18 protein-coding genes are annotated in these 22,007 nt (G+C 44.2%); 8 read left to right on the forward strand and 10 right to left on the reverse strand.

Translation table 11 applies throughout. The features are described from left to right. Positions 1-315: 315 nt before the first annotated feature. From QME20_RS18535 to QME20_RS18550, 4 genes are all read right to left on the reverse strand, one after another. On the reverse strand, positions 316-774 hold the full coding sequence (locus QME20_RS18535) for a YaiI/YqxD family protein (protein WP_014949724.1): 459 nt from the start codon (positions 772-774) through the stop codon (positions 316-318). A 25-nt stretch (positions 775-799) separates the two neighbouring features. Next, the gene (locus QME20_RS18540; protein WP_014949725.1) at positions 800-1,561 is read right to left on the reverse strand and encodes an SDR family oxidoreductase; all 762 of its coding nucleotides are present in this window, start codon (positions 1,559-1,561) and stop codon (positions 800-802) included. 76 nt (positions 1,562-1,637) lie between these two features. Then, a complete protein-coding gene (locus tag QME20_RS18545) occupies positions 1,638-2,405 on the reverse strand; it encodes an SDR family NAD(P)-dependent oxidoreductase (RefSeq protein WP_281716403.1) in 768 nt (255 codons plus the stop codon). A 76-nt stretch (positions 2,406-2,481) separates the two neighbouring features. Then, positions 2,482-4,284: an acyl-CoA dehydrogenase gene (locus QME20_RS18550; RefSeq protein ID WP_281716404.1), complete on the reverse strand. Its 1,803-nt coding sequence runs from the start codon at positions 4,282-4,284 to the stop codon at positions 2,482-2,484. A 142-nt stretch (positions 4,285-4,426) separates the two neighbouring features. Between QME20_RS18550 and QME20_RS18555 the strand changes: the two genes are divergently transcribed. Both QME20_RS18555 and QME20_RS18560 read left to right on the forward strand, forming a co-directional pair. After that, entirely contained in the window at positions 4,427-5,416 is a 990-nt protein-coding gene (locus tag QME20_RS18555) for a helix-turn-helix domain-containing protein (RefSeq protein WP_281716405.1), read from the forward strand. 263 nt (positions 5,417-5,679) lie between these two features. Continuing rightward, positions 5,680-7,926: a TonB-dependent receptor gene (locus tag QME20_RS18560; RefSeq protein ID WP_061485988.1), complete on the forward strand. Its 2,247-nt coding sequence runs from the start codon at positions 5,680-5,682 to the stop codon at positions 7,924-7,926. Between the two features lie 94 nt (positions 7,927-8,020). Here QME20_RS18560 and QME20_RS18565 read toward each other — a convergent pair whose 3' ends face one another. The 4 genes from QME20_RS18565 to QME20_RS18580 all read right to left on the reverse strand — a co-directional run bounded on the left by QME20_RS18565 (position 8,021) and on the right by QME20_RS18580 (position 15,106). Further along, positions 8,021-8,377: a hypothetical protein gene (locus QME20_RS18565; protein ID WP_014949730.1), complete on the reverse strand. Its 357-nt coding sequence runs from the start codon at positions 8,375-8,377 to the stop codon at positions 8,021-8,023. Positions 8,378-8,529: 152 nt separating this feature from the next. Next, a complete protein-coding gene (locus QME20_RS18570; RefSeq protein ID WP_281716406.1) occupies positions 8,530-10,692 on the reverse strand; it encodes a prolyl oligopeptidase family serine peptidase in 2,163 nt (720 codons plus the stop codon). A 47-nt stretch (positions 10,693-10,739) separates the two neighbouring features. Beyond that, on the reverse strand, positions 10,740-13,874 hold the full coding sequence (locus tag QME20_RS18575; RefSeq protein WP_281716407.1) for an efflux RND transporter permease subunit: 3,135 nt from the start codon (positions 13,872-13,874) through the stop codon (positions 10,740-10,742). Beyond that, entirely contained in the window at positions 13,871-15,106 is a 1,236-nt protein-coding gene (locus tag QME20_RS18580; RefSeq protein ID WP_014949732.1) for an efflux RND transporter periplasmic adaptor subunit, read from the reverse strand. The genes QME20_RS18575 and QME20_RS18580 overlap by 4 nt, the downstream gene beginning before the upstream one ends. 380 nt (positions 15,107-15,486) lie before the next feature. Between QME20_RS18580 and QME20_RS18585 the strand changes: the two genes are divergently transcribed. Continuing rightward, positions 15,487-15,795 carry an isoamylase early set domain-containing protein gene (locus QME20_RS18585; RefSeq protein WP_014949733.1) on the forward strand — a complete coding sequence of 103 codons (309 nt, stop codon included), beginning with the start codon at positions 15,487-15,489 and terminating at the stop codon, positions 15,793-15,795. Positions 15,796-15,916: 121 nt separating this feature from the next. On the opposite strand, the gene QME20_RS18590 is transcribed toward QME20_RS18585, so the two are convergent. Together QME20_RS18590 and QME20_RS18595 are read right to left on the reverse strand one after the other, a co-directional pair. Continuing rightward, a complete protein-coding gene (locus QME20_RS18590; RefSeq protein ID WP_014976738.1) occupies positions 15,917-16,843 on the reverse strand; it encodes an FAD-binding protein in 927 nt (308 codons plus the stop codon). Next, complete coding sequence (locus tag QME20_RS18595; RefSeq protein ID WP_014949735.1) at positions 16,840-17,592, reverse strand: electron transfer flavoprotein subunit beta/FixA family protein; 753 nt, start codon at positions 17,590-17,592, stop codon at positions 16,840-16,842. The genes QME20_RS18590 and QME20_RS18595 overlap by 4 nt, the downstream gene beginning before the upstream one ends. Before the next feature lie 372 nt (positions 17,593-17,964). Between QME20_RS18595 and QME20_RS18600 the strand changes: the two genes are divergently transcribed. The 5 genes from QME20_RS18600 (at position 17,965) to fldA (ending at position 21,891) form a co-directional block, all read left to right on the forward strand. Then, positions 17,965-19,614 carry an electron transfer flavoprotein-ubiquinone oxidoreductase gene (locus tag QME20_RS18600; protein ID WP_014976739.1) on the forward strand — a complete coding sequence of 550 codons (1,650 nt, stop codon included), beginning with the start codon at positions 17,965-17,967 and terminating at the stop codon, positions 19,612-19,614. Between the two features lie 122 nt (positions 19,615-19,736). Continuing rightward, complete coding sequence (locus QME20_RS18605; protein ID WP_014949737.1) at positions 19,737-20,135, forward strand: H-NS family nucleoid-associated regulatory protein; 399 nt, start codon at positions 19,737-19,739, stop codon at positions 20,133-20,135. A gap of 82 nt (positions 20,136-20,217) precedes the next feature. Further along, entirely contained in the window at positions 20,218-20,997 is a 780-nt protein-coding gene (locus QME20_RS18610) for an alpha/beta fold hydrolase (protein WP_239301955.1), read from the forward strand. 124 nt (positions 20,998-21,121) lie between these two features. Beyond that, positions 21,122-21,340, forward strand: a complete 219-nt coding sequence (locus QME20_RS18615; protein WP_012519093.1) for a DUF2788 domain-containing protein — start codon at positions 21,122-21,124, stop codon at positions 21,338-21,340. 26 nt (positions 21,341-21,366) lie between these two features. Beyond that, positions 21,367-21,891 carry a flavodoxin FldA gene (gene fldA, locus QME20_RS18620; RefSeq protein WP_014949739.1) on the forward strand — a complete coding sequence of 175 codons (525 nt, stop codon included), beginning with the start codon at positions 21,367-21,369 and terminating at the stop codon, positions 21,889-21,891. The last annotated feature ends 116 nt before the right edge of the window (positions 21,892-22,007 follow it).

Genomic DNA, 22,007 nt, shown 5'->3' on the forward strand with positions numbered 1-22,007 from the left:
ATTGGGTATGGTAGTCGTCTCTTCGAATAAACATCGGCGCTTCCAAGCTAATACCGACACCAGAAGCGTGCTGTCATTCCACTATCTCGGTCTGAGAGCTGTTGCTTGCCGAATAAGATTCACTATGCGACAGTGGAAAACTGCACTCAAATGGTACAGCTCCATAGTCGACGGGGCCTGGACCGCAGGCACATGGAATTAAATTCGTGGGGATCCCTCAGGGTCAGAGTACTTTTTTCAGTATTGAAAGTACTCTGACCCCAATATTTTCTCTGATCAGATCACGCTGTAGAAATGTACTCTGACCCCATTATTTTATTTGAGGTTGCGGAGGCCTTGGGTGAGGAGTCGGTCTAGTGCGTTGGCGAAGTTTTGTTTGTCACGTTGAGAGAAGGCTTTTGGTCCGCCTGTGTGTTCGCCACTTGAGCGCATGGTTTCCATGAAATCCCGCATGCCCAGTATCTGCTTAATAGACGACTTGTCGTATTCTTCACCACGGTTATTTAACGCTAGCGCATTTTTTGCCAGTACATCAGCGGCCAATGGAATGTCATTGGTAATGACCAAATCACCGGCTTCACACTTCTCTACTATATAATCGTCAGCAGCATCGAAGCCTGACGGCACTTGCGTTAAGGTTATGTGCTTGTCTGGTGGAACAGACATAGAATGGTTAGCCACCAAAGACAAAGGCAGCTTGGTACGTCTGGCTGCCTTAAAAAGAATGTCTTTGATCACTGCAGGGCACGCGTCGGCGTCAACCCATATATGCATGGTCGTATCTCGTAACTGTATCTAATTACGCTAGCATACCACCATCTACCACCACTGTCGTGCCGGTCGTGTAGGTTGAAGCGTCTGATACTAAATACAATACCGTGCCCGCCATTTCATCTGGGTCAGCGACACGGCCTAGTGGAATAACTTTAAGCGCGTGCTTCAAGATTTGCTCGTTAGTTGTTAACGCTGACGCAAATTTAGTATCGGTTAAACCTGGCAATAATGCGTTTACGCGAATGTTCAAGCTACCGCACTCTTTTGCAAATGACTTAGTCATGCTGATAACCGCAGCTTTCGTAATAGAATAAATCCCCTGCATGTCACCCGGTGTTACACCGTTTACCGATGCCGTGTTAAGAATGACGCCACCACCCTGCTCTTTCATCATTTTGCCAGCTTCAATCGACATGAAGAAGTAGCCACGAATATTGACGTCTACAGTTTTATTGTAGGCGCCAAGATCAGTATCTAAGATATGCCCAAAGTAAGGATTGGCTGCCGCGTTGTTTACTAGAATATCCAGTTTTCCAAAATCGCGCTTAATGACGTTAAATGCTTCTGTAATTTGCTCCATCTCACCCACATGACACGCTAGCGCTGTCGCCTTACCACCTGCGTCACGAATTGAAGAAGCAACAGCTTCACAGCCGTCAATTTTGCGGCTTGATACAATTACATGCGCGCCATACTGGGCAAGCAAACGGGCAATAGACTCACCGATACCGCGACTTGCACCTGTAACCAGTGCAACTTTTCCTGTTAAATCAAAAAGGTTCTTCATTGTCATATCCTTAATTCTTGCTGATAAAGTGCTGTGTGCTTAATTTCTATTATTAACGCTTGTTGCGGTGCCTGCTCTAGGCCAACATACCACCGTCGAGTACTACTGACTGACCCGTCATGAATGACGACTCATCACTACACAACCAAGCAATGGCATTAGCAATCTCTTCTGGTTTACCCAAACGCTTCATTGGATTGGCGCCAATAAGCCCTTTTTGGCCTCTTTCATCCAATTTTGATAAAACGCCTTGCACCATAGGAGTATCTACAAAACTTGGACAAACAGCGTTAATGCGAATGTTCGCCCTTGCGTATTCCACCGCCGCCGATTTAGTAAGCCCCACTACCCCATGTTTGGAAGCGCTGTAAGCGCTAATCATAGGCGCAGACCGCAATCCAGCTACAGAGGCAATATTGATGATGTGGCCACCGCCTGTCGCCGTCATATGCTTGAGGGCGTTTTTCATGCAATACCATACGCCAGCTAAGTTGACCTGAATATTCTTCATAAACATGGCATCATCGACTTCAGTTAGCGGAGCTGGAAAATGGTCGATACCCGCATTATTAATAACCACATCAATCTTGTCGTTATGAGAAAGCGCCGTGTCGAACATCGCTTTTACCTGAGCCGGTTCGGTAACATCCACCGCCACCGCATAGGCTTTGCCACCTGCAGTAACAATTTCTTCAGCCAATGCTTTGGCGTTTTCTTCGTTTAAATCTGCAATACCAACTGTTGCACCACGCGCACTCAATACGCGAGCCGATGCAGCGCCGATCCCCGAGCCTCCACCAGTAATAAGAATATGTTTACCTTCAACATTTGCAGCTACATTCATTAGCTGTACTCCAATTTAGTGAACAAGCGCAACGCCGTTAATTTTGGTCACTGCGCATGCTTCTTGATTTTAACGATTAAAAATAACTCGCTTTTACGTTGTTACACGTCGCCTCGCGTGAAGAAAGCACCTCAATATCGCGACTGACAAGCGGTAATTCCCAATTTAAGAAGTATTCAGCAGCAGCTATCTTACCTTCGTAAAAGTCAACGTCTTGCTCGCCGGCCCCATTAGCGAGTGTTTGTTCGGCAACATTTGCCTGGCGCAGCCAAATCCAGCTCACCACACAACTTGAAAATACGTTTAAGAAGCAACTCGCATTGGTTAGCAAGACTGGTTGCTTATCTGAGCGCAAATCGGCTGCTGCCTGTTGAATTAAACCACCAAGCTGGTCTAGATAAGGTTTTAATTTTGCAGCTAGTGCCTGCGCTCGTGGTGTTTCTGCGAGCTTCATATCACTGGTTACACGAGAAAGCAGCACCTGAAGACCTTTGCCGTCGTGCTGCCATAACTTTCTTCCAAGCAGATCTAACGCCTGAATACCATTCGTGCCCTCGTGAATTGGGTTTAAGCGGTTATCTCGCCAGCACTGCTCAACAGGATATTCACGGGTATAGCCCGCACCACCTAGAATTTGAATTGCCAAATCGTTGGCTTTAGGGCCAAACTCTGAAGGCCATGCTTTGAACACGGGTGTTAAAAGATCTAAAAGCTGAGAAAGTTCGGCACGTTTTTCGCTGTCAGTTTCCGTTTCCATCTCATCGATGAGCATGCTGCCGTACAAGCAGAGGGACATACCGCCTTCACAGTAGGCCTTTTGCGCTAGCAACATACGTCGCACGTCACCGTGATTGATAATAGGTGTAGGCTCGTCTTCTGGCGCAAGATTAGGCGCAGCGCGACCTTGGGTACGATCTTTTGCGTATTCTAGTGAGTAACGGTACCCGCGATACCCTATCATGGCAGCACCATAGCCCACGCCAATGCGTGCTTCGTTCATCATCATGAACATGTAGCGCAAACCCTGGTGCGGCTCGCCAATCAGGTAGCCGTGGCAGTCACCATTTTCGCCAAAAGTTAGTGCGGTTGAAGTTGTACCTCGGTAGCCCATTTTATGGATAAGACCAGCAAGGGTTACATCGTTGCGCACATCTGGATTGCCTTCAGCGTCGAGACGGTATTTAGGTACAGCAAATAAGGAAATGCCTTTTACACCAGCTGGACCACCTGGAATTTTCGCCAACACCAAATGTACGATGTTGTCAGAAAGCTCATGCTCACCACCTGATATATAAATCTTGCTGCCTTTGATTCGGTACGTACCATCATCTTGCGGCCTTGCTGATGTACGAATATCAGCAAGTGACGAACCGGCATGGGGCTCGGTAAGCGCCATGGTGCCAGTAAAGTCACCCGCTAGCATTTTTGATAGAAACGCACTTTTGATATCTTCGGAGGCAAAGTGTTTAATGACATTGGCGGCAGCCGCAGTTAAAAAAGGGTAAGCGGTTGACGATGGGTTTGCCGCTAAAAAATAGCCCGCGCAGGCATTCATCACGGTAACAGGAAGCTGCATGCCGCCATCTTCAAAATCGAAGTGACCCGCGATAAAGCCCGATTCTCTATAAGTATCGAAGGCCACTTTTACGTCGTCAATCATAGAGACTTTAGTGCCATCGAATGTAGGCTCGTTTTTATCAGCAACGGCATTATGAGGAAGAAATAACTCTTCTGCCATCTTCTCGGCCATATCAATAACAGCGTTGAAGGTTTCTACATTGTGCTCTTCGAAGCGAGCTTTTTCACATAAGGCTGCGGTGTTTAATACTTCGTACAGCTGAAATTGCATTTCACGGCGGGGAATAAGTTGATCGGCCATGGTGTCCTGTCCTCTACGAAAACTTGTTAACACATTGTGTCATATTCGTTATCGTGCCATTATTGTCATTAATGACACAATAATGGTCAATCACGCCAACAATCACTGAGTTTTATCTTATTTTATAACTCGAATTATTTTTATGAATGACACGAAATTCACCGTTACCGTACTCGGCTTTAACCAAGCCTTGGCATCTGCCATTACAGGAGCCCTCGATGTATTTGCTTTCGCAGGTATTAGTTGGCAGCGAATACACAACTTACCAACCAACCCTCAGTTTAAAGTACAGTTGGCCAGTCACCATGGGCAGCCTATTCTTTGCTCTAATCAAGTTGTTCTACAGCCCAATATCGCCATCGAAGAAGTCTCACAGACTGATGTCTTGTTAATTCCCACCATTGGTGGCGATATTGATGAAGTGCTAGAAAGCACAGCGCCTCTGCTTGTACATATAAGGCGTCTTCAGAAAATTGGGGCCGACATTGCCGCCAATTGCACCGGTACTTTCCTTTTGGCCCAATCTGAATTATTGGATAATAAAATTGCCACTACACATTGGGGATATGCAGATAAATTTAAGGCCATGTACCCTACCGTAAACTTACAACCCGAGAAAATGGTTACTGAAGACGATACGGTGTTTTGTGCAGGCGGCGGCATGGCGTGGATTGATTTATCTATCTTGTTGATAGAACGCTACTGTGGTCATCAGATTGCGAGCGATACGGCAAAATCCCACGTTTTGGATGTGTCCAGAACAAGCCAAACTATTTATGCCAGCAGTCGTCAGCGACGATTTCACTCAGACAAGGACATTAAAGCGGTACAGTCTTTTCTGGAAAAAAACGTACAAGATAAATGTACGCTAAGCGAACTAGCGCTACGGCATAATATGACCGAACGCACACTTATACGCCGATTTAAAAACGCGTGTGATATTACACCAGGTCAGTATTTACAGTCGCTGCGCATTGAGCACGCGAGAAAGCTCTTAGAAACCTCTAGTATGCCGTTAGAGAGCGTGATTAGCGCTGTAGGCTATGAAGACCTTAGCTCGTTCACCCGACTATTTAAAAAAACGACTGGTTTATCACCTTCTCAATACCGAGCGAAATTCAAGCGAGGCTAATTTGATTTAGATGGTTAGTAGACTACTTGCACCAAAAAATATCTCTCTATTAAGTTTTGATGTTCCATGCCTGTGCACACAGGCTTTTTAGTTATATTTAATCTAACTAATATTGTGCATTTTCGATGAAAAACGCCTTGGTTTGCACAAATTTGAAGTTTTTATGTAAAAGTTTGTGTAAAATGCAGAGCCAAGCATAGATTGTTAATTTTTGTGCTAAAAACACTACAAAAGTATAAATTTAAAATCATCTTGGTGGAAACATGAGAACACACAAAATCGCCACACTAGCGTTAGCCGTTAGTGCTGCGTTCAGCTCTTCAGTTCTTGCACAAGAGGCCGCGACGACAGAAAAAAAAGAAGCCTCACTTGAACAGATTACCGTTACTGCGCAAAAGCGTACTCAGTCAATTCAGGAAGTACCTATTTCTGTTGCGACACTAAGCGGTGAGAAATTCGAAAGCCTATTCTCTGGCGGTGAAGATATTCTTGCTCTAGCGGTTCGCGTACCAGGTCTTTATGCTGAGTCATCAAATGGTCGTGTTGCACCGCGTTTTTATATTCGTGGTCTAGGTAACACCGACTTCGACCTTGCTGCATCACAACCTGTTTCTATTATCATGGATGAAGTGGTAATGGAAAACGTGGTACTTAAAAGCTTCCCGCTTTTCGACGTTCAGCAAGTTGAAGTACTTCGTGGCCCACAAGGTACACTATTTGGTCGTAACACCACTGCTGGTATCATTAAATTTGATACAGTAAAACCAACCCAAGACGTTGAAGGTTACGCGAAAGCAGGCTTCGGTTCATACGGTACAATGAACTTCGAAGGCGCTATTAGCGGCGGTCTTACTGACGAACTTTCTGCCCGTCTTTCTGTATTGTCACAAGAGCGTGATGATTACATCGACAACGCAGCAACAGGTCAAAACGACGCATTAGGCGGCTTCGACGAAAAAGCATGGCGCTTACAGCTTCTTTGGGAGCCATCGGCGGACTTCTCTGCACTTCTCAACGTACACGGCCGCGACTTAGACGGTACTGCTTCAATTTTCCGTGGAAACGTTTTTAATAAAGGCAGCAATGACCTTAACGATAGCTACGACCGCGAAACAGTAAGCTACGACGGCGATCTAGAAGGTAACGGTACAGATAACAACCCACAGTCTTACGAAGGTTTAGGTGCATCACTTAAACTAGAATACGACATGGACGATGTAACCTTTACTTCAATCTCTGCAATTGAAACCGCTGAAGGTTCAAGCCTTGGCGACATCGACGGCGACGCGATTGCTTCACAAAACTTTGTAACTCAAGATAACCTTGACGATCTAGAGCAGTACACGCAAGAATTTCGTTTAGCAAGCAACACCAGTGACCCTATGAACTGGCAAGTAGGTGCTTTCTATTACGATGCATCGTTCAACGTAACCAGCATCGACGGTTTCTTTGGTGCGACTACGGTATTCCATGAAAACCAAACATGGGCGGTATTCGGTCAGTCATCTTACCAAGTTAACGACAAGCTAAACGTTACTGGTGGTATCCGTTACACTCACGACAAGAAGTCTCTTGTGGTTGGCGAACAGAACGTTGACGGCTTTGCCGTTGTTCTAGGCATTGCTGCCGTTCAGGATTACGAAGACATCAACGTAGATGACGGTCAAACAAGCTTTGAGCTTAGCGCGAACTACCGTGTAACTGACGACATGTCTGTTTTTGCTCGCTATGCTAATGGTTTCAGAGCGCAAACTATCCAAGGTCGTGACGTTGCATTTGAAGGTGCACCTTCAGTTGCAGACGCAGAAACGATCAACTCTTTTGAAGTGGGTATTAAGTCAGACCTATTCGACGACACGCTACGTCTAAACGCTGCTGCGTTCTACTATACCGTTGATGACATGCAGTTCTCGGCCATTGGTGGTGGTAACAACTTTACTGCGCTAGTGAATGCTGACGAAGGTGAAGCTTATGGTTTTGAAGTAGACGCTCAATGGCTAGCGACTGACGAACTTACCTTTACTGCTGGCTACAGCTACAACCACACTGAGATCAAAGATGACTCTCTAACGGTTGCACCTTGTGGTACAAGCGCATCTGATGGCTTCACTGGCTACTGTACAGTAACTGACGAGCGCCCAGATGGATTCAATGCAATCATTGACGGAAACCCTTTCCCGCAAGCACCTGAATCAATCTTTAACTTCACTGCACGTTACACTATCCCTATGGGTGATGACGGTGAGTTCTTCGTGTTTACTGATTGGGCGTTCCAAGGTGAAACCAACATCTTCCTATATGAAGCGGTTGAGTTTACTACAGACGACAATTTCGAAGGCGGTCTACGCATTGGTTATGAGAACTTTGCGCACAACTACACGGTAGCGCTATTCGGTCGTAACATTACAGACGAAGACAACGTTAAAGGTGCAATCGACTTTGCAAACTTAACGGGTATTGTAAACGAACCTCGTATTTGGGGTGTTGAGTTTAAGTACACATATTACTAAGAAAAGTTAAGTAGCTACTCTCTTCCATTGTAGCTACCTATCTATTTAGTAGAAAAGCGGTGACGTTGAGAAACGTTACCGCTTTTTTTATCTGTTACGCCGCCATATGAATATCAGATGTAGGCATTTGCACAAGCTGCTGTAATTTCCTACACACCTTCACCCATCGCGCTACTTTCTGATAGTAGACCTGCTCGATCAACTGCCCTTTTTCATTAAACAGAAAGCTCGCCAGCTTCCCTTTACTACCCGGCATATAAAAGTGATGCACCGTGAATTGATGAGACAAAGGGGCATGTGCCACTTTTTGATACATACAGAAAGGCAGTGCATTTGCACGCTCATCGCCACCAGTTAAGCGACTACGGCGCTGAAACGTATCTGAACCTAAATCAGCCATTATGCCATGTTTTAAAATAAGCTGGTCGACCGCTTTAATACCTGTTTGCATAACTATCTCCTAAATGTTGCGCTAATCAGCGAACCAAGATGAGACTCAAAATAAACCATACTGATATTTATACAGTATATGGTTATTTGTTTAAAATGCAAACAAAAAAGCCGCTTATTCAAGCGGCTCCTGTTTAGTCGTTGTCAAAAAGCTTAATTGAGGGCTGATTCTAGGAATGCCCACTGGTCAGCATACCCCTCTATTTGCATCCATGTAGGTGTGCCTGCACCGTGTCCCGCTCGGGTTTCCACGCGAAGCAGGATTGGGTTATCACAGCTTTGGTCAGCCTGTAGTTGGGCTGCAAATTTATAGCTGTGCCACGGCACAACACGGTCATCGTGATCACCTGTAGTAACTAATGTAGCTGGGTAGCACGTGCCCGGCTTAGTGTTGTGAAGTGGCGAATAAGCATAAAGCGCTTCAAATTCGTCTTTGTTTTCACTTAACCCATAATCAGAGGACCATGCTCGCGCATTTGCACTAGGTGTGTGATAGCGAAGCATATCTAACACGCCAACTGCAGGTAAGGCTGCTGAGAAAAGATCTGGGCGCTGAGTCAAGGTCGCACCAACAAGCAAACCGCCATTCGAGCCACCTTGAATACCCATTTTATCCGGCGTGGTGTAGCCACTTTCAACCAAATACTCGCCCGCTGCGATAAAGTCATCAAATACGTTTTGCTTATCTAACTTAGTCCCAGCCTTGTGCCACTGTTGCCCATACTCACCACCACCACGTAAGTTAGCTATGGCCAGTACATTGCCCTGCTCTACCCATACCATGCGCGATACTGAATAGCGGGGCAGCAGTGAAATATTAAAACCACCATACCCGTACAGTAATGTTTTATTATTTCCATCTAGCTTCAAGCCTTTTTTATGCACAATAAACATGGGAACTTTTGTTCCATCTTTACTGGTGTAAAAAATTTGCTTTGTTTCGTAGTCATCATAATTAACACCTGTATCGATGGATTTAAATAATGATGACTCGCCGCTTTTTACGTCATACGCAAATACTTGGCCAGGGTTAGTGAACCCCGTAAGTTTATAGAACGTTGTATCGGCATTTTTGCTTCCGTAAAACCCGCTAACACTTCCAATATCATTAAACGCAATTTCATCTATTTTCTTGCCGTTTAAATCAAATACACTTACCTGCCCTTTTACATCTTTTAGATACTGAGCAAAAAGTTTTTCACCCAATAGCGAAACGCTCGACAAGGTATCAGATGTACTTTCAATTACGGTTTCCGTTGCTTTAACGCCACCATCGAAATCAACCTTAATAACCTTACCTCTAGGGGCATTTGCTGTAGATGTGAAAAATAACTCGTCGTCATGCTCGCCAATTAGGTCGTAACGGCCATCCCATTTGTCGAAAACCGGAACGAGCTCACTGTTATCATTTACCAGCGATTTAGCATAAACACCATTCGCCTGATATCCCTCGAACACAGAAATGAGCAGTGTTTTGCCATCTTGAACAACCGAAGGATAAGGGTTCCATGTAGGTTTATTGTCAAACGCAAAAACCTTTTTGTCTTCACTTTGCGCTGTACCTATTGCGTGAAAATAGATAGATACGGTTTGGCTATCATCATACTTACCAGCTTCATTTTGGGGGTAACGTGAATAGAAAAAGCCGCTTTCATCGGGCAACCACGCGATATTTGAAAACTTAATGCCTTTAATAGTGTCAGTTAAATCCGACTTCTTACTGGTGTCACGAACGTGAATAGTTTTCCAGTCTGTACCACCGTCAGAAAGCATGTAGGCCAAGAACGAGGCTTTAGGGCTTAGTTCAGTTGACGCCATAGACACTGTGCCATCTTCACTCAATGTATTTGGGTCAATCAGTACTTCAGGCTCACCGTTAACGCCGTCAGCCATATAAAGCACATATTGGTTTTGTAAGCCGTCGTTATAAGAATAAAAAAGCTTGCCGTTTACCATATAAGGCGTTGAATATTTTTCGTAGTCCCACAGCGCTGTTAGACGTTCTTTGTATCTTTCTCTAGAGGGCAATTCAGCCAGATAAGGACGAGCAAGGGTGTTTTGAGACTCAACCCAAGCACTTACCTCTTCGCTTTTTTCTTCTTCTAGCCAGCGGTATGGGTCGCTCACTACAGTGCCATGATAGTTGTCTTGCTGAGTCACAGTTTTGGTTTCTGGGTAGTCGGACACTTTTGGCATGCCGCCGCTTTGTGATTCACCTTGCACTGAACTAGTAGATTCGGTATACGAGCTTGTACACGCCACGGTTAAACCTGCTGATGCCGCTACTATGGCAGCGTATATTAGATTTTTCTTCATTTTTATTCCTTAAACGAAAAATGCCGGTTTCAACCGGCATTTTCTATTTAGCTTTCTGTCGTAACTTGCGTATGTTTTCGACCTTTAAACACGCTTTTAAGGTCATTTAAAATAAGGTACAGCGCTGGAACAAGCAGCAAGGTGATCACCGTGGCGAACAAAATACCGAAGGCCAATGAAATAGCCATTGGGATCACAACTTGAGCCTGTAAACTGCGCTCAAAAACAATCGGCATTAGCCCCATAAACGTTGTTAGTGAGGTGAGGATAATTGCTCTGAAACGCTGTGTACCTGCGCTAATAGCAGCATCCATTAGCGACATGCCTTCTTTGCGCGCACGGTTAACAAAATCCACCATGATCAAGCTGTCGTTAACTACAACCCCAGACAACGCAATTATGCCGCAGATAGAAAGTACGCTTACCGCCATACCTAATACTAAATGCCCCACAATGGCGCCTACGATACCAAAAGGTATAACCGACATAATAATGAACGGCTGGCTGTACGATTTAAGCGGAATAGCAAGCAAGGTGTAAATGGCAAAGAGTGCAAATAGAAGCCCCTGCATTAGGCTGAACATTGCGTCAGCTTGCTCTTTCGAGTTACCTTGAAGCTGGAAGTCCACTTTAGGATACCGCGCTAGTAGATCCGGCATCAGATTTTCAATCACATCATTGGTTACTTCTGACGGGTCAAGCAACGCTTTATCCACTGCACCAGTTACGGTTACCGAGCGTTTACCATCGACACGAATAATTGAATCAAAGCCCTGACCAACTGTAAATGTAGCCACCTGCTCGAACGGAATTTCTTGCCCATTTGGCGCGCGGATACGCATGTTTTCAAGATGCTCGATAGAGCTACGCTCCGTTTTCGGATAACGTACCATCACCTTGATCTCTTCATCGTCACGCTGGATACGCTGTACTTCCGCACCATAGAAACCAAAGCGAACCTGCTGACCTAAATCACGCAATGAAATACCTAGCGCGTCAGCCTGAGGTTTCAGTGCTAGCTGAATTTCTTCGCTTCCGCCTGAGAAGGTGTCGTTAATGTCGGTAACACCTTCGTATTTATCCAACGCTTCTTTAAGTTCATCACTTATCGAACGAAGGGCCTTAATATCGCTTGAGCTAAATTCAAAGCTCAGGTCTGAACCACCACCAGGGCCACCCGGAGAGCTAATATTAAACGACTTAACACCTGGGATTTCTGGTAACTCTTGACGCCACATGTCTTGAATTTCAAAGTCTGTCAGCGTACGCGTTTCACCTTTGGTAAGCTCTGCGAAAATCTCTCCCCCAAGGTTGCCATTATCAAAGGCAATGGCGTGCTTTATAACGTTTTCACCCGACTCTTCAGCTACTTTGTCGTCCATGCGGTGCATGGCCTCGCGAAGCGTAGTCAGTACATTATCACGCTGTTCAAGCGATGAGCCTGGCTCAAGCTCGAAACTTGCAATCATAAAATCGCTAGGAATATTCGGGAAAAATACAAAACGTACAATACCACCACCGAACAGGCCTACTGTGAGGATCAGCATAGCCATAAACACAGCAACCGTGGTGTAGCGATTTCGTACAGCTGTAGCCAAAAATGGCGCGTATTTATTGTTTATAAACGTCTTAATACCTTCGCTGAAGAAATCTCGGAACTTTTGAAATCTATTCGCCTTTTCAGGATCGTAAGGCTTAAGCTTCATGTGTACCAAGTGAGCCGGCAATATTAATTTGGACTCAATGAGCGAGAAAATAAGGCATACGATAACCACCATACCGATGGTTTTCCAAATAATTCCAAACGGCCCAGATACCATCAGCATGGGCGAGAATGCGGCAATGGTTGTCAACACGCCAAATGTTGCTGGCATAGCGACCTTTTTGACGCCCGCTATCACGTTTCCAGCGCTATGGCCTTTTTTGTCTATTTCAGAATACGCCGATTCCCCCATGATAATGGCGTCGTCAACCACAATACCCAGCACAAGAATAAACGCGAACAGGCTAAGCATGTTGATAGACACACCAACCATATCTAGCGGCATAACTAACAAGGTGCCAAGAAAACAAACCGGCAAGCCCACAATGACCCAAAACGCGAGCTTAATTTTTAAAAATAAAGAAAGTACCAAGAAAACCAGCAGCGCGCCGAAGAACATGTTTTCCAGCATCATGTTGAGTCGGTCAGCTAAGTAGAACGAACTGTCGCCCCACGTATCAGCTGTAATATGCGCCGGAAATTCCGATTTCTGACTCTCAATATAGGTATTAACTTGCTCAGAGATTTCTAATGCGTTTTGATCACCTACCGCACGCACTCGCAAACTAACAGCGGGTTTATCGTCGAATAGCGCATATTGGTTATTTTCAATAAAACCATCGTTGATATACGCCACATCACCTAATGTCACGCGCGTGCCGTTACCGTTTGTTACTAAAACAATCTGCGAGAAATCCCAGCCCGTATAGGCTTGCCCTTTCGTTCTAAGCAGAATATCGCCATTTTCAGTGCGAATTGAGCCGCCAGGTAAGTCGACGCTGGTTTGACTTAAACGCGCAACGACATCGGCGAATGTAAGGTTGTATTTTTGCAAATCGACTTCCGAAAGCTCAACAGAAATCTCATAGTCCCTTGCCCCAACAACTTGAACACTTGAAATACCAGGTAGGTTAGCAATGTCGTCGCGCAAATCTTTGGCAAACTCTTTTAACTCCCGTTCAGACGCGTCACCGTAAACCGAGAGCCAAATTACGTCTTGTTGTATTTTTTGACGGTAAATAACGGGCTTTTCAGTGTCCGCGGGGAAGCTCGGAATAGCGTCAACTTGTACTTTTACTTCATCAAGTAAAGATTGAACATCATAGTCTTCTTCCACCTGAATACTTACCGTACCCATACCTTCAACGGCTGTGGAATTAAGCTGCTTAATACCCTCTAAGTCTTTAATTGACTCTTCAATTTTAAGCAGTACGCCCTCTTCTACTTCCTGAGGTGCGGCCCCCAAATACGGTACGCGAACATTAATAACGTCTATCTCGAAATTGGGAAATACTTGCTTCTGAATACTGAAGGCACCAAATAATCCGCCAACTACAAGCAACCACATCAGAAGGTTTGCAGCTACGCTGTTACGCGCGAACCAGGCAATAAGCCCTTTATTGGTATCAATACGGCTCATTCGCTATCACCTTCGGTGGACGTGCTCTCTACTTTATCAGTATCTTCGCTAGCATCTGATTCAGCTGCATCAGAAAGCACTGGCTCATCACCTGGTAGACGAACTTTCATGCCATTATACGGGTTTGGTACGGCACTTCTCACTACCAGGCTTCCATGCTCAATACCAGAACGAATAAACACTTCTTTAGCGGTTGTGCGCGCAACCTCAACAGGCTTTATTTCAATCTCACGATTGTCGTTAACAGTCAGTACGGTATTGTCTAAACGTAAAATGCTACGAGGCAACACCACCAATTCTTCATTCTGACGAGACGTGATTTCTGCTTCTACAAACTGACCAAAACGAAGGGGGGCATTGTGTGAAGATTTCAGATTGTAAGGATCTTGTACTTCCACAATGGCATATACTACTCGGCTGCCTGTATCTAAAATACCTTCTGAACGCACCAGTTTACCTTCCCAAGTACGTTTCACACCGCCCACAGAGGCCGTCAACGAAACCGGAGCGCCGTCATTGGATTGTCCGGCAATATTGATAAACATTAAATCGCTGTCAGTAATAGGCAGCCTGACTTCTGCAGTATCGGTGGAGTAAACGGTACCAAGTACTGCGCCCATTGATACAAACTGACCCAGGTCAATATTACGTTCAACCACAATGCCATTATAAGGGGCTGTAATTTGCGTTCTTGCCAAGTTGCGTTTTGCGCGCTCTAGTTTGGCTTCTGCAGCTTTAACGTTTGCTTGTTCTTTTGCCAGTTGCGGCTTACGTAAACCCAACTCAGGCGGTGCAACGCTACTTACCGAACGCCATTCTTGCTCTGCTACTTTGCCGCGAGCTATTTCTTCTTGAAGCGCTGCTTGCGCTTGAGCTAATTCAGCCTCTGCAAGCTTAAGATCCGTGCGATAATCATCTTGTTCAAGTGTTGCCAGCACATCCCCTTTTTTGAACGTACCGCCAGCTATAAATACATCAGACAAACTTACTACTTGGCCACTGACCTGCGCACTTAACGCAGTTTTATTTCGTGGAACAACGTTACCCTGAGATTTTACGATAAAGCTCACGGCCTCTGCTGTTGCTTCTTTCGCTTCAACCAAAAAAGCAGGAATTTCCACGGGTACTTGCTCTGGTGGCTTACGTGATTTGATCATGACTGTCGCGGCGATAAACGCGACCAAAACTATGATTAGTGGAATGCCACTTTTCATCAAGATGGAGTTTTTCATTTACTATCCCTAGGAACGAAGGAAATCCACGCGAGTGAAACGGACGCAACGATGTATTGCACTTTCACATACCACCTGATAACCCACGAAAATCTATTATTATTGTTTCAACACTAGTGTACTGATTTGTGGTTATTGTGCCCACTTAAGATTGTTAAATTTTGTGTCTGTTAATTGTTTTTAAAATACACATAAAAATCAGCCGCCCTAATATAAAAAATTATCAAAAGAATACAAAGTAAGATTGATAATTATCAGATTTTCGTTGATTATTTAATCACTCATTGGTTATGAGTTAACCGGCGGTTGTTATTTGAGCTTAGTCTTTAATGCGAAGTAGCCTCGGGAATGATTTCGCTACGTTGAAGGGAAAACACATTATGAGTCTTAAGAAACAATACCTTAAATCAAAACCTCTGTGCAAAGTGACATTTCGACTAAATGCGGAAGCGGCGCAAGACGCCAAAGAAGCAGCGTTGTGTGGTGACTTTACTGACTGGAAATCACAGCCACTAACGATGAAGAAACTGAAAAGTGGAGACTTTACGTTAACGGTGGATTTAGAGAAGGATCACGAGTACCAGTTTCGCTATCTCATCGATGGTGAAAAATGGGAAAATGATTGGGAAGCAGATGCTTATATCCCCTCACCTGTGAGCATAGAAGACAACTCAGTGGTGCGCGTTTAAATTATTGTTCCATTAAAAAACATACCCGTAACTACTCTAGGTATTTTATAACAATTCCCTACAAAAAAGGCTGCGTATACGCAGCCTTTTGTCTTTATTTTGCTAAACCTTAAAATTCGATTTACAACGAATTTTCCAGCTCTGGAAGTACATCAAACAAGTCGCCTACTAACCCGTAGTCTGCAACCTGGAAAATTGGCGCTTCCTCATCTTTGTTGATAGCAACAATGACTTTAGAGTCTTTCATACCTGCAAGGTGTTGAATAGCGCCCGAGATACCTACCGCGATATAAAGCTGAGGCGCAACAATTTTACCTGTTTGACCTACCTGCATATCATTCGGAACGAACCCAGCATCTACTGCGGCGCGTGATGCACCAATAGCAGCACCTAGCTTGTCAGCAATGCCCTCAAGAAGCTTGAAGTTGTCACCGTTTTGCATACCACGGCCACCTGAAATTACCACTTCTGCTGCAGTTAATTCAGGTCGCTCAGACTCAGTCAGCTCTGCCGATACGAAATCAGACTTATCACTGCCTTTTACAACGTCCACTGCTGCAACTTCTGCGCTGCCGCCTGTTGTTGCAGCATCAAATGATGCAGCTCGTACAGTAATGACCTTCTTCGCGTCAGATGATTGTACGGTAGCAATAGCGTTACCTGCGTAAATTGGGCGTACAAACGTGTCTTCACTCTCTACACCAATGATGTCAGAGATTTGCGCTACGTCTAATAAAGCCGCTACGCGAGGCATGAAGTTCTTACCTGTCGTGGTTGCAGCAGCAACAATGTGGCTGTAGTCAGCAGCAAGTTCTACAACTAGATCAGCCGTATTCTCAGCAAGCTGATGCTTGTAAGCAGCATTGTCAGCAACAAGTACTTTTGCAACACCGTCAATTTGCGCCGCAGCTTCAGCTACTGCTTGGCAACCTTCACCTGCGACTAGCACGTGAATATCGCCACCCATTTTCTGCGCGGCATTCACAAGCTTATGCGTTTCAGTCTTTAAGCTTGCATTATCGTGTTCTGCATATACGAGTACGCTCATGAGATCACCTTTGCTTCATTTTTTAACTTGTCTACCAACTCAGCAACATCTGCCACTTTAATGCCACCCTCGCGCTGAGGCGGAGGCGTCACTTTTAGCACCTTAACGTTTGAGTCAAGTGAAACACCAAAATCCGCAGCCGCTTTAACGTCTAACGGTTTGCGCTTTGCTTTCATGATATTAGGAAGCGATGCATAACGCGGCTCGTTCAAGCGAAGATCTGTGGTTACTACCGCTGGAAGCGAAAGTGCAACAGTTTGAAGACCGCCGTCAATTTCACGGGTTACATTTACTTTTTCGCCGTCAACAACGACTTCTGACGCAAAAGTCCCCTGCGGCATACCAGTAAGTGCTGCAAGCATCTGTCCTGTTTGGTTATTGTCAGAGTCGATACTCTGCTTACCAAGAATAACAAGCTGTGGTTGCTCTTCTTCAACTACTTTAGATAACAGCTTTGCCACTTGAAGTGAATCAAGATTTTGGTCGGTATCGATTTGAATACCACGGTCAGCACCTAGGGCTAATGCTGTACGTATTTGTTCTTGGCAGCTCTTATCACCAATTGAAACAACAACGATTTCAGTGGCCACACCTTTTTCTTTTAATCGAACGGCTTCTTCAACAGCAATTTCGCAAAAAGGGTTAATGGCCATTTTTGCGTTGGTAAGATCTACGCCAGACTCATCGGCCTTCACTCTTACCTTAACGTTGTAGTCGATCGCGCGTTTGACCGGTACGAGTATTTTCATATTTACCTCAATTGTTGAGTTCGTCGGTGTCTATTACGTTTCATTAATAATTAACTATTAATAATTAAAAACGTATTACTTCACCACGCTTTTTGAAACTTTAACAATGTGCTCTACGTTAAAAAAGAATCCGTGGAACGTACGTTTTTTTAAAGGCTAGCCTTAAAACGCCGTTAACACCACGTTTACGAGCAGTTATAATACACTGCCAGTTAACGTTAACGTAAACTGCTTTGCAATGTACTTACTGTTGACGTAAACGTCAACCTGCATTACCTTGCAAAACGACAATTAATTTACATGTTTTTGACACAAAGCATTATTTGTTTCATCAATAGTGCATTATAAAAATACAAACATAAGGAGCCTCCCGTGGAACGAGAATCGATGGAGTTTGACGTAGTCATCGTCGGTGCCGGCCCAGCTGGATTATCAACGGCTTGTAAGCTTATGCAGCTTGCAAATGAAAAAGACCAAGAGCTAATGGTTTGTGTGGTCGAAAAAGGCTCCGAGGTAGGTGCACACATTCTTTCTGGTGCCGTGTTTGAGCCGCGCTCACTAAACGAACTTTTCCCTGATTGGAAAGAAAAAGGTGCACCTCTCAATACACCCGTAACTGAAGACCACATTTACCTACTTAATGATGAGACTTCAGCGAAAAAGTTACCTAACGCTATTACTCCGAAAACCATGCACAACGATGGCAACTATATTGTGTCTATGGGTAATGTGTGTCGCTGGTTGGCAGAACAAGCTGAACAACTAGGTGTTGAAGTATTCCCTGGCTTTGCGGCCTCTGAAGTCATTTACAATGAAGATGGTAGTGTTGGCGGTGTACTTACCGGCGACATGGGCGTGGGTGAAAACGGCGAACCTAAAGACGGTTACATGCCAGGTATGGAACTACGCGCTAAATACACAGTGTTTGCAGAAGGCTGTCGCGGTCACTTAGGAAAAGACCTCATTTCGCACTTTAAGCTGGACGAAGACAGTTCACCGCAACATTATGCCATTGGCTTTAAAGAGATTTGGGATATAGACCCATCCAAGCACCAGCCAGGGCTTGTGGTTCACAGTGCAGGCTGGCCACTTGACGATGCAACAGGCGGTAGCTATTTATACCACGCTGAAGATAACCAAGTGTTCGTTGGCCTAATCGTAGACCTAAACTACGACAATCCATACCTAAGCCCGTTTGATGAATTTCAACGCCTAAAGCACCACCCCGTATTTAAACAGTACCTTGAAGGCGGTAAACGTGTCTCTTATGGCGCAAGAGCTATCGCTAAAGGTGGGTTTAACTCGTTGCCTAAAATGACCTTCCCAGGTGGTTTACTCGTCGGCTGTGAAGCCGGAACGCTAAACTTTGCCAAAATTAAAGGTAATCACACGGCCATGAAGTCGGGCATGCTTGCAGCAGAGAGTATTTTTGAAGCCATTTCAGAAAATGCTGAGGCACCAGTAAAAGAGTTAACAAGCTTTACAGAGAAATTTAAATCATCGTGGCTATACGACGAATTGTTCCGCTCTCGTAACTTTGGCCCCGCTATCCACAAACTCGGAAATTTCTGGGGTGGCGCATTTAACACGCTAGAGCAAAATATCTTTAATGGTAATTTGTTTTTCACCATGAAAGACGAACATAAAGACTACGCACAGCTTAAAGAAGCGAAAGATGCAAAAGAGATTTCATATCCTAAGCCAGATGGCGTGTTAAGCTTTGATAAACTGTCTTCTGTATTTTTATCTAATACAAATCACGAAGAAGACCAGCCTTGCCACTTAAAATTAAAAGATCCGTCTATTCCTTTGCAGGTTAATTTACCTAAATTTGCAGAGCCAGCACAGCGCTACTGCCCTGCTGGTGTATATGAAGTAATTGAAGAGGAAGGTGAAAAACGGTTCCAAATTAATGCACAAAACTGTGTTCACTGTAAAACCTGCGACATAAAAGACCCAAGTCAAAATATTAAATGGGTAGTTCCGGAAGGTGCCGGCGGACCAAATTACCCGAACATGTAATTTAAAGTATTAATTTGCTATTTAACGGATATTTTTAAAAAGCGAGCTTGGCTCGCTTTTTTTTTGTGCTACTTTTATTTATTATCCAATAGAAATTAAGTACAACGTATTAAGGTTAATTAATGAGCGATTTTTTAGATATTTTAACCCATGGAAGACGTTTACAAGGTGCTGTTAAGGAATTAAGCATTGAAGAACTTGAACAAGTTCAAGAAAAACTTAGCGGTATAATTGAGAAAAGAAAAGAAAAATTAGTAGAACAAGAAAAGCTTGAGAAAGAAAAATTAGAGAAGCTCGCTGCTATTAAAAAGCAAATGGAAGAAGCGGGTTTAAATGTTGAAGATCTACAGGCATTAAATGTAGAAACAAACAAAAAGGTTGGCAAAAAACGTCCGGTTAAATACAAGCTTGTTGATAGCAAGGGTGAAGAACACCTTTGGACAGGTATAGGACGCATGCCTCGCGTTTATAAAGAAGCGCTAGATAGCGGTAAGTCACTCGACGATTACGCCATTAATTAATTGAAATTGTGAATTAAACAAGGCCTGTTTTTACAGGCCTTATTTTGTTTGAACAGCATGTTCAGAAACGGATAAGTATATTGTGAAGTTGAACTACAAACTTTCGGAATGCGCTTCTACCTCTCCCTGGCTGATTCTCATTCATGGACTATTTGGAAATGCCGATAATTTAGCCGGCATTAAGCGCCACTTTGAGTCTAATTACAACGTGATCAGCATTGATCTGCCTGACCACGGTGAATCCCCATGGACATCTTCATTTTCTGTCGACGATGCTGCAAATGGGGTGTTCGAGATTATGCAATCGCTTAATATTAGAGAAAGCGCGGTTTTAGGCCACTCATTAGGCGGCAAAGTAGCCATGAGATTAGCCTTAAACCACGGCGACGTTGTTTCTCACCTCATTGTCGCCGATATTGCACCAGTATCTTACGACCATAGTCACCAAACCGTATTTGATGGACTCAAGGCCGTTCCCTTAGATGCAATTCAAAGTAGAAAAGATGCTGAAAAAGAAATGGCTAAACATGTGAAAGAGCCAGGCGTTCGACAATTCTTATTGAAGAGCCTATATCAAGATGAAAATGGCGATTGGAAATGGCGTTTTAATGTCGATGGATTAATTGCAAGTTATTCACACATTATTGATTGGGAACAAACAAATCAAACATTTGATGGCGTAACATTATTCATCAAGGGCAGTGAGTCTGATTATATTACGCCAGCCTATCGCGATGAAATAACGCGTTATTTTCCTATGGCTAAAGCACATGTAATAGAAGGTACTGGCCACTGGTTACATGCAGAAAAGCCAGCGGTCTTTAACGCCGTTGTAGAAAGAACGCTCAATAAATCGTCTTAAAGAAGGGTTTTCATCATCATTTAAGATGAGAATGACTATTATTACCTATTTTTGAACGTTTTAGGCTCTTACAGGCGTATATACTGTGATATAGTTGCGCCAGATTTTTTTAAGTAACAACGCTATGCTTGCAGAAAATTACGAACTCATTGAGTCCATCATGCTGTATGGCGGCTTATCTATCCTTTTTGGGTTGATGGGTTTTGCTGTACACGATGTACTGCGTAAGAACGATGTGCCACTTATTGGACGAGTGGTAACGTACGGTGTGCTAGGTTTAGGCGCATTAGGGTTTCTTGCGAAGGGCATTATTGAATGGTTTTGGCTAAGCACAGGCGTTTAATTAGTAACGATTAATAGAGGTTAGATATGGCAAGCGTTGGCCTATTTTTCGGAAGTGACACGGGTAATACCGAACATGTTGCGAAAATGATCCAGAAGGAATTGGGTAAACAGCTAATTGATGTTAAAGACATTGCCAAGAGCAGTAAAGAAGACATCGCTGAATTTGATTTGCTTATCTTTGGTATCCCTACGTGGTACTACGGTGAAGCGCAATGCGATTGGGATGATTTCTTTCCTGAACTAGAGCAAATTGACTTCAACGACAAGCTAGTTGCTATTTTTGGTTGTGGAGACCAGGAAGACTATGCAGAGTACTTCCTAGACGCGATGGGCATGGTACGTGACATCGTTGAAGCCAAAGGTGCGATTTTAGTAGGTCAATGGTCAACTGAAGGCTACGACTTTGAAGCGTCTAAAGGCATGGCTGACGACAATCACTTTGTTGGCTTGGGTATTGACGAAGACCGTCAACCAGAACTAACTGACTCGCGCGTTAAAGCGTGGTGCAAGCAAATTCACGATGAACTTTGCTTGGCAGAACTTGCTTAAGCACTGCTGCGAAAAAGAATACAAAAAACCGCTCTGATGTGAAGTGACCCCCATTAGTTGGACATTCCAATTATTGGGGGTCTTTTTATGTCAAAACACAATAGAGCGTTTAAAAT

Origin of the sequence: Alteromonas sp. CyTr2, from assembly GCF_947311905.1 — a bacterium.
GTDB lineage: Bacteria > Pseudomonadota > Gammaproteobacteria > Enterobacterales > Alteromonadaceae > Alteromonas > Alteromonas macleodii.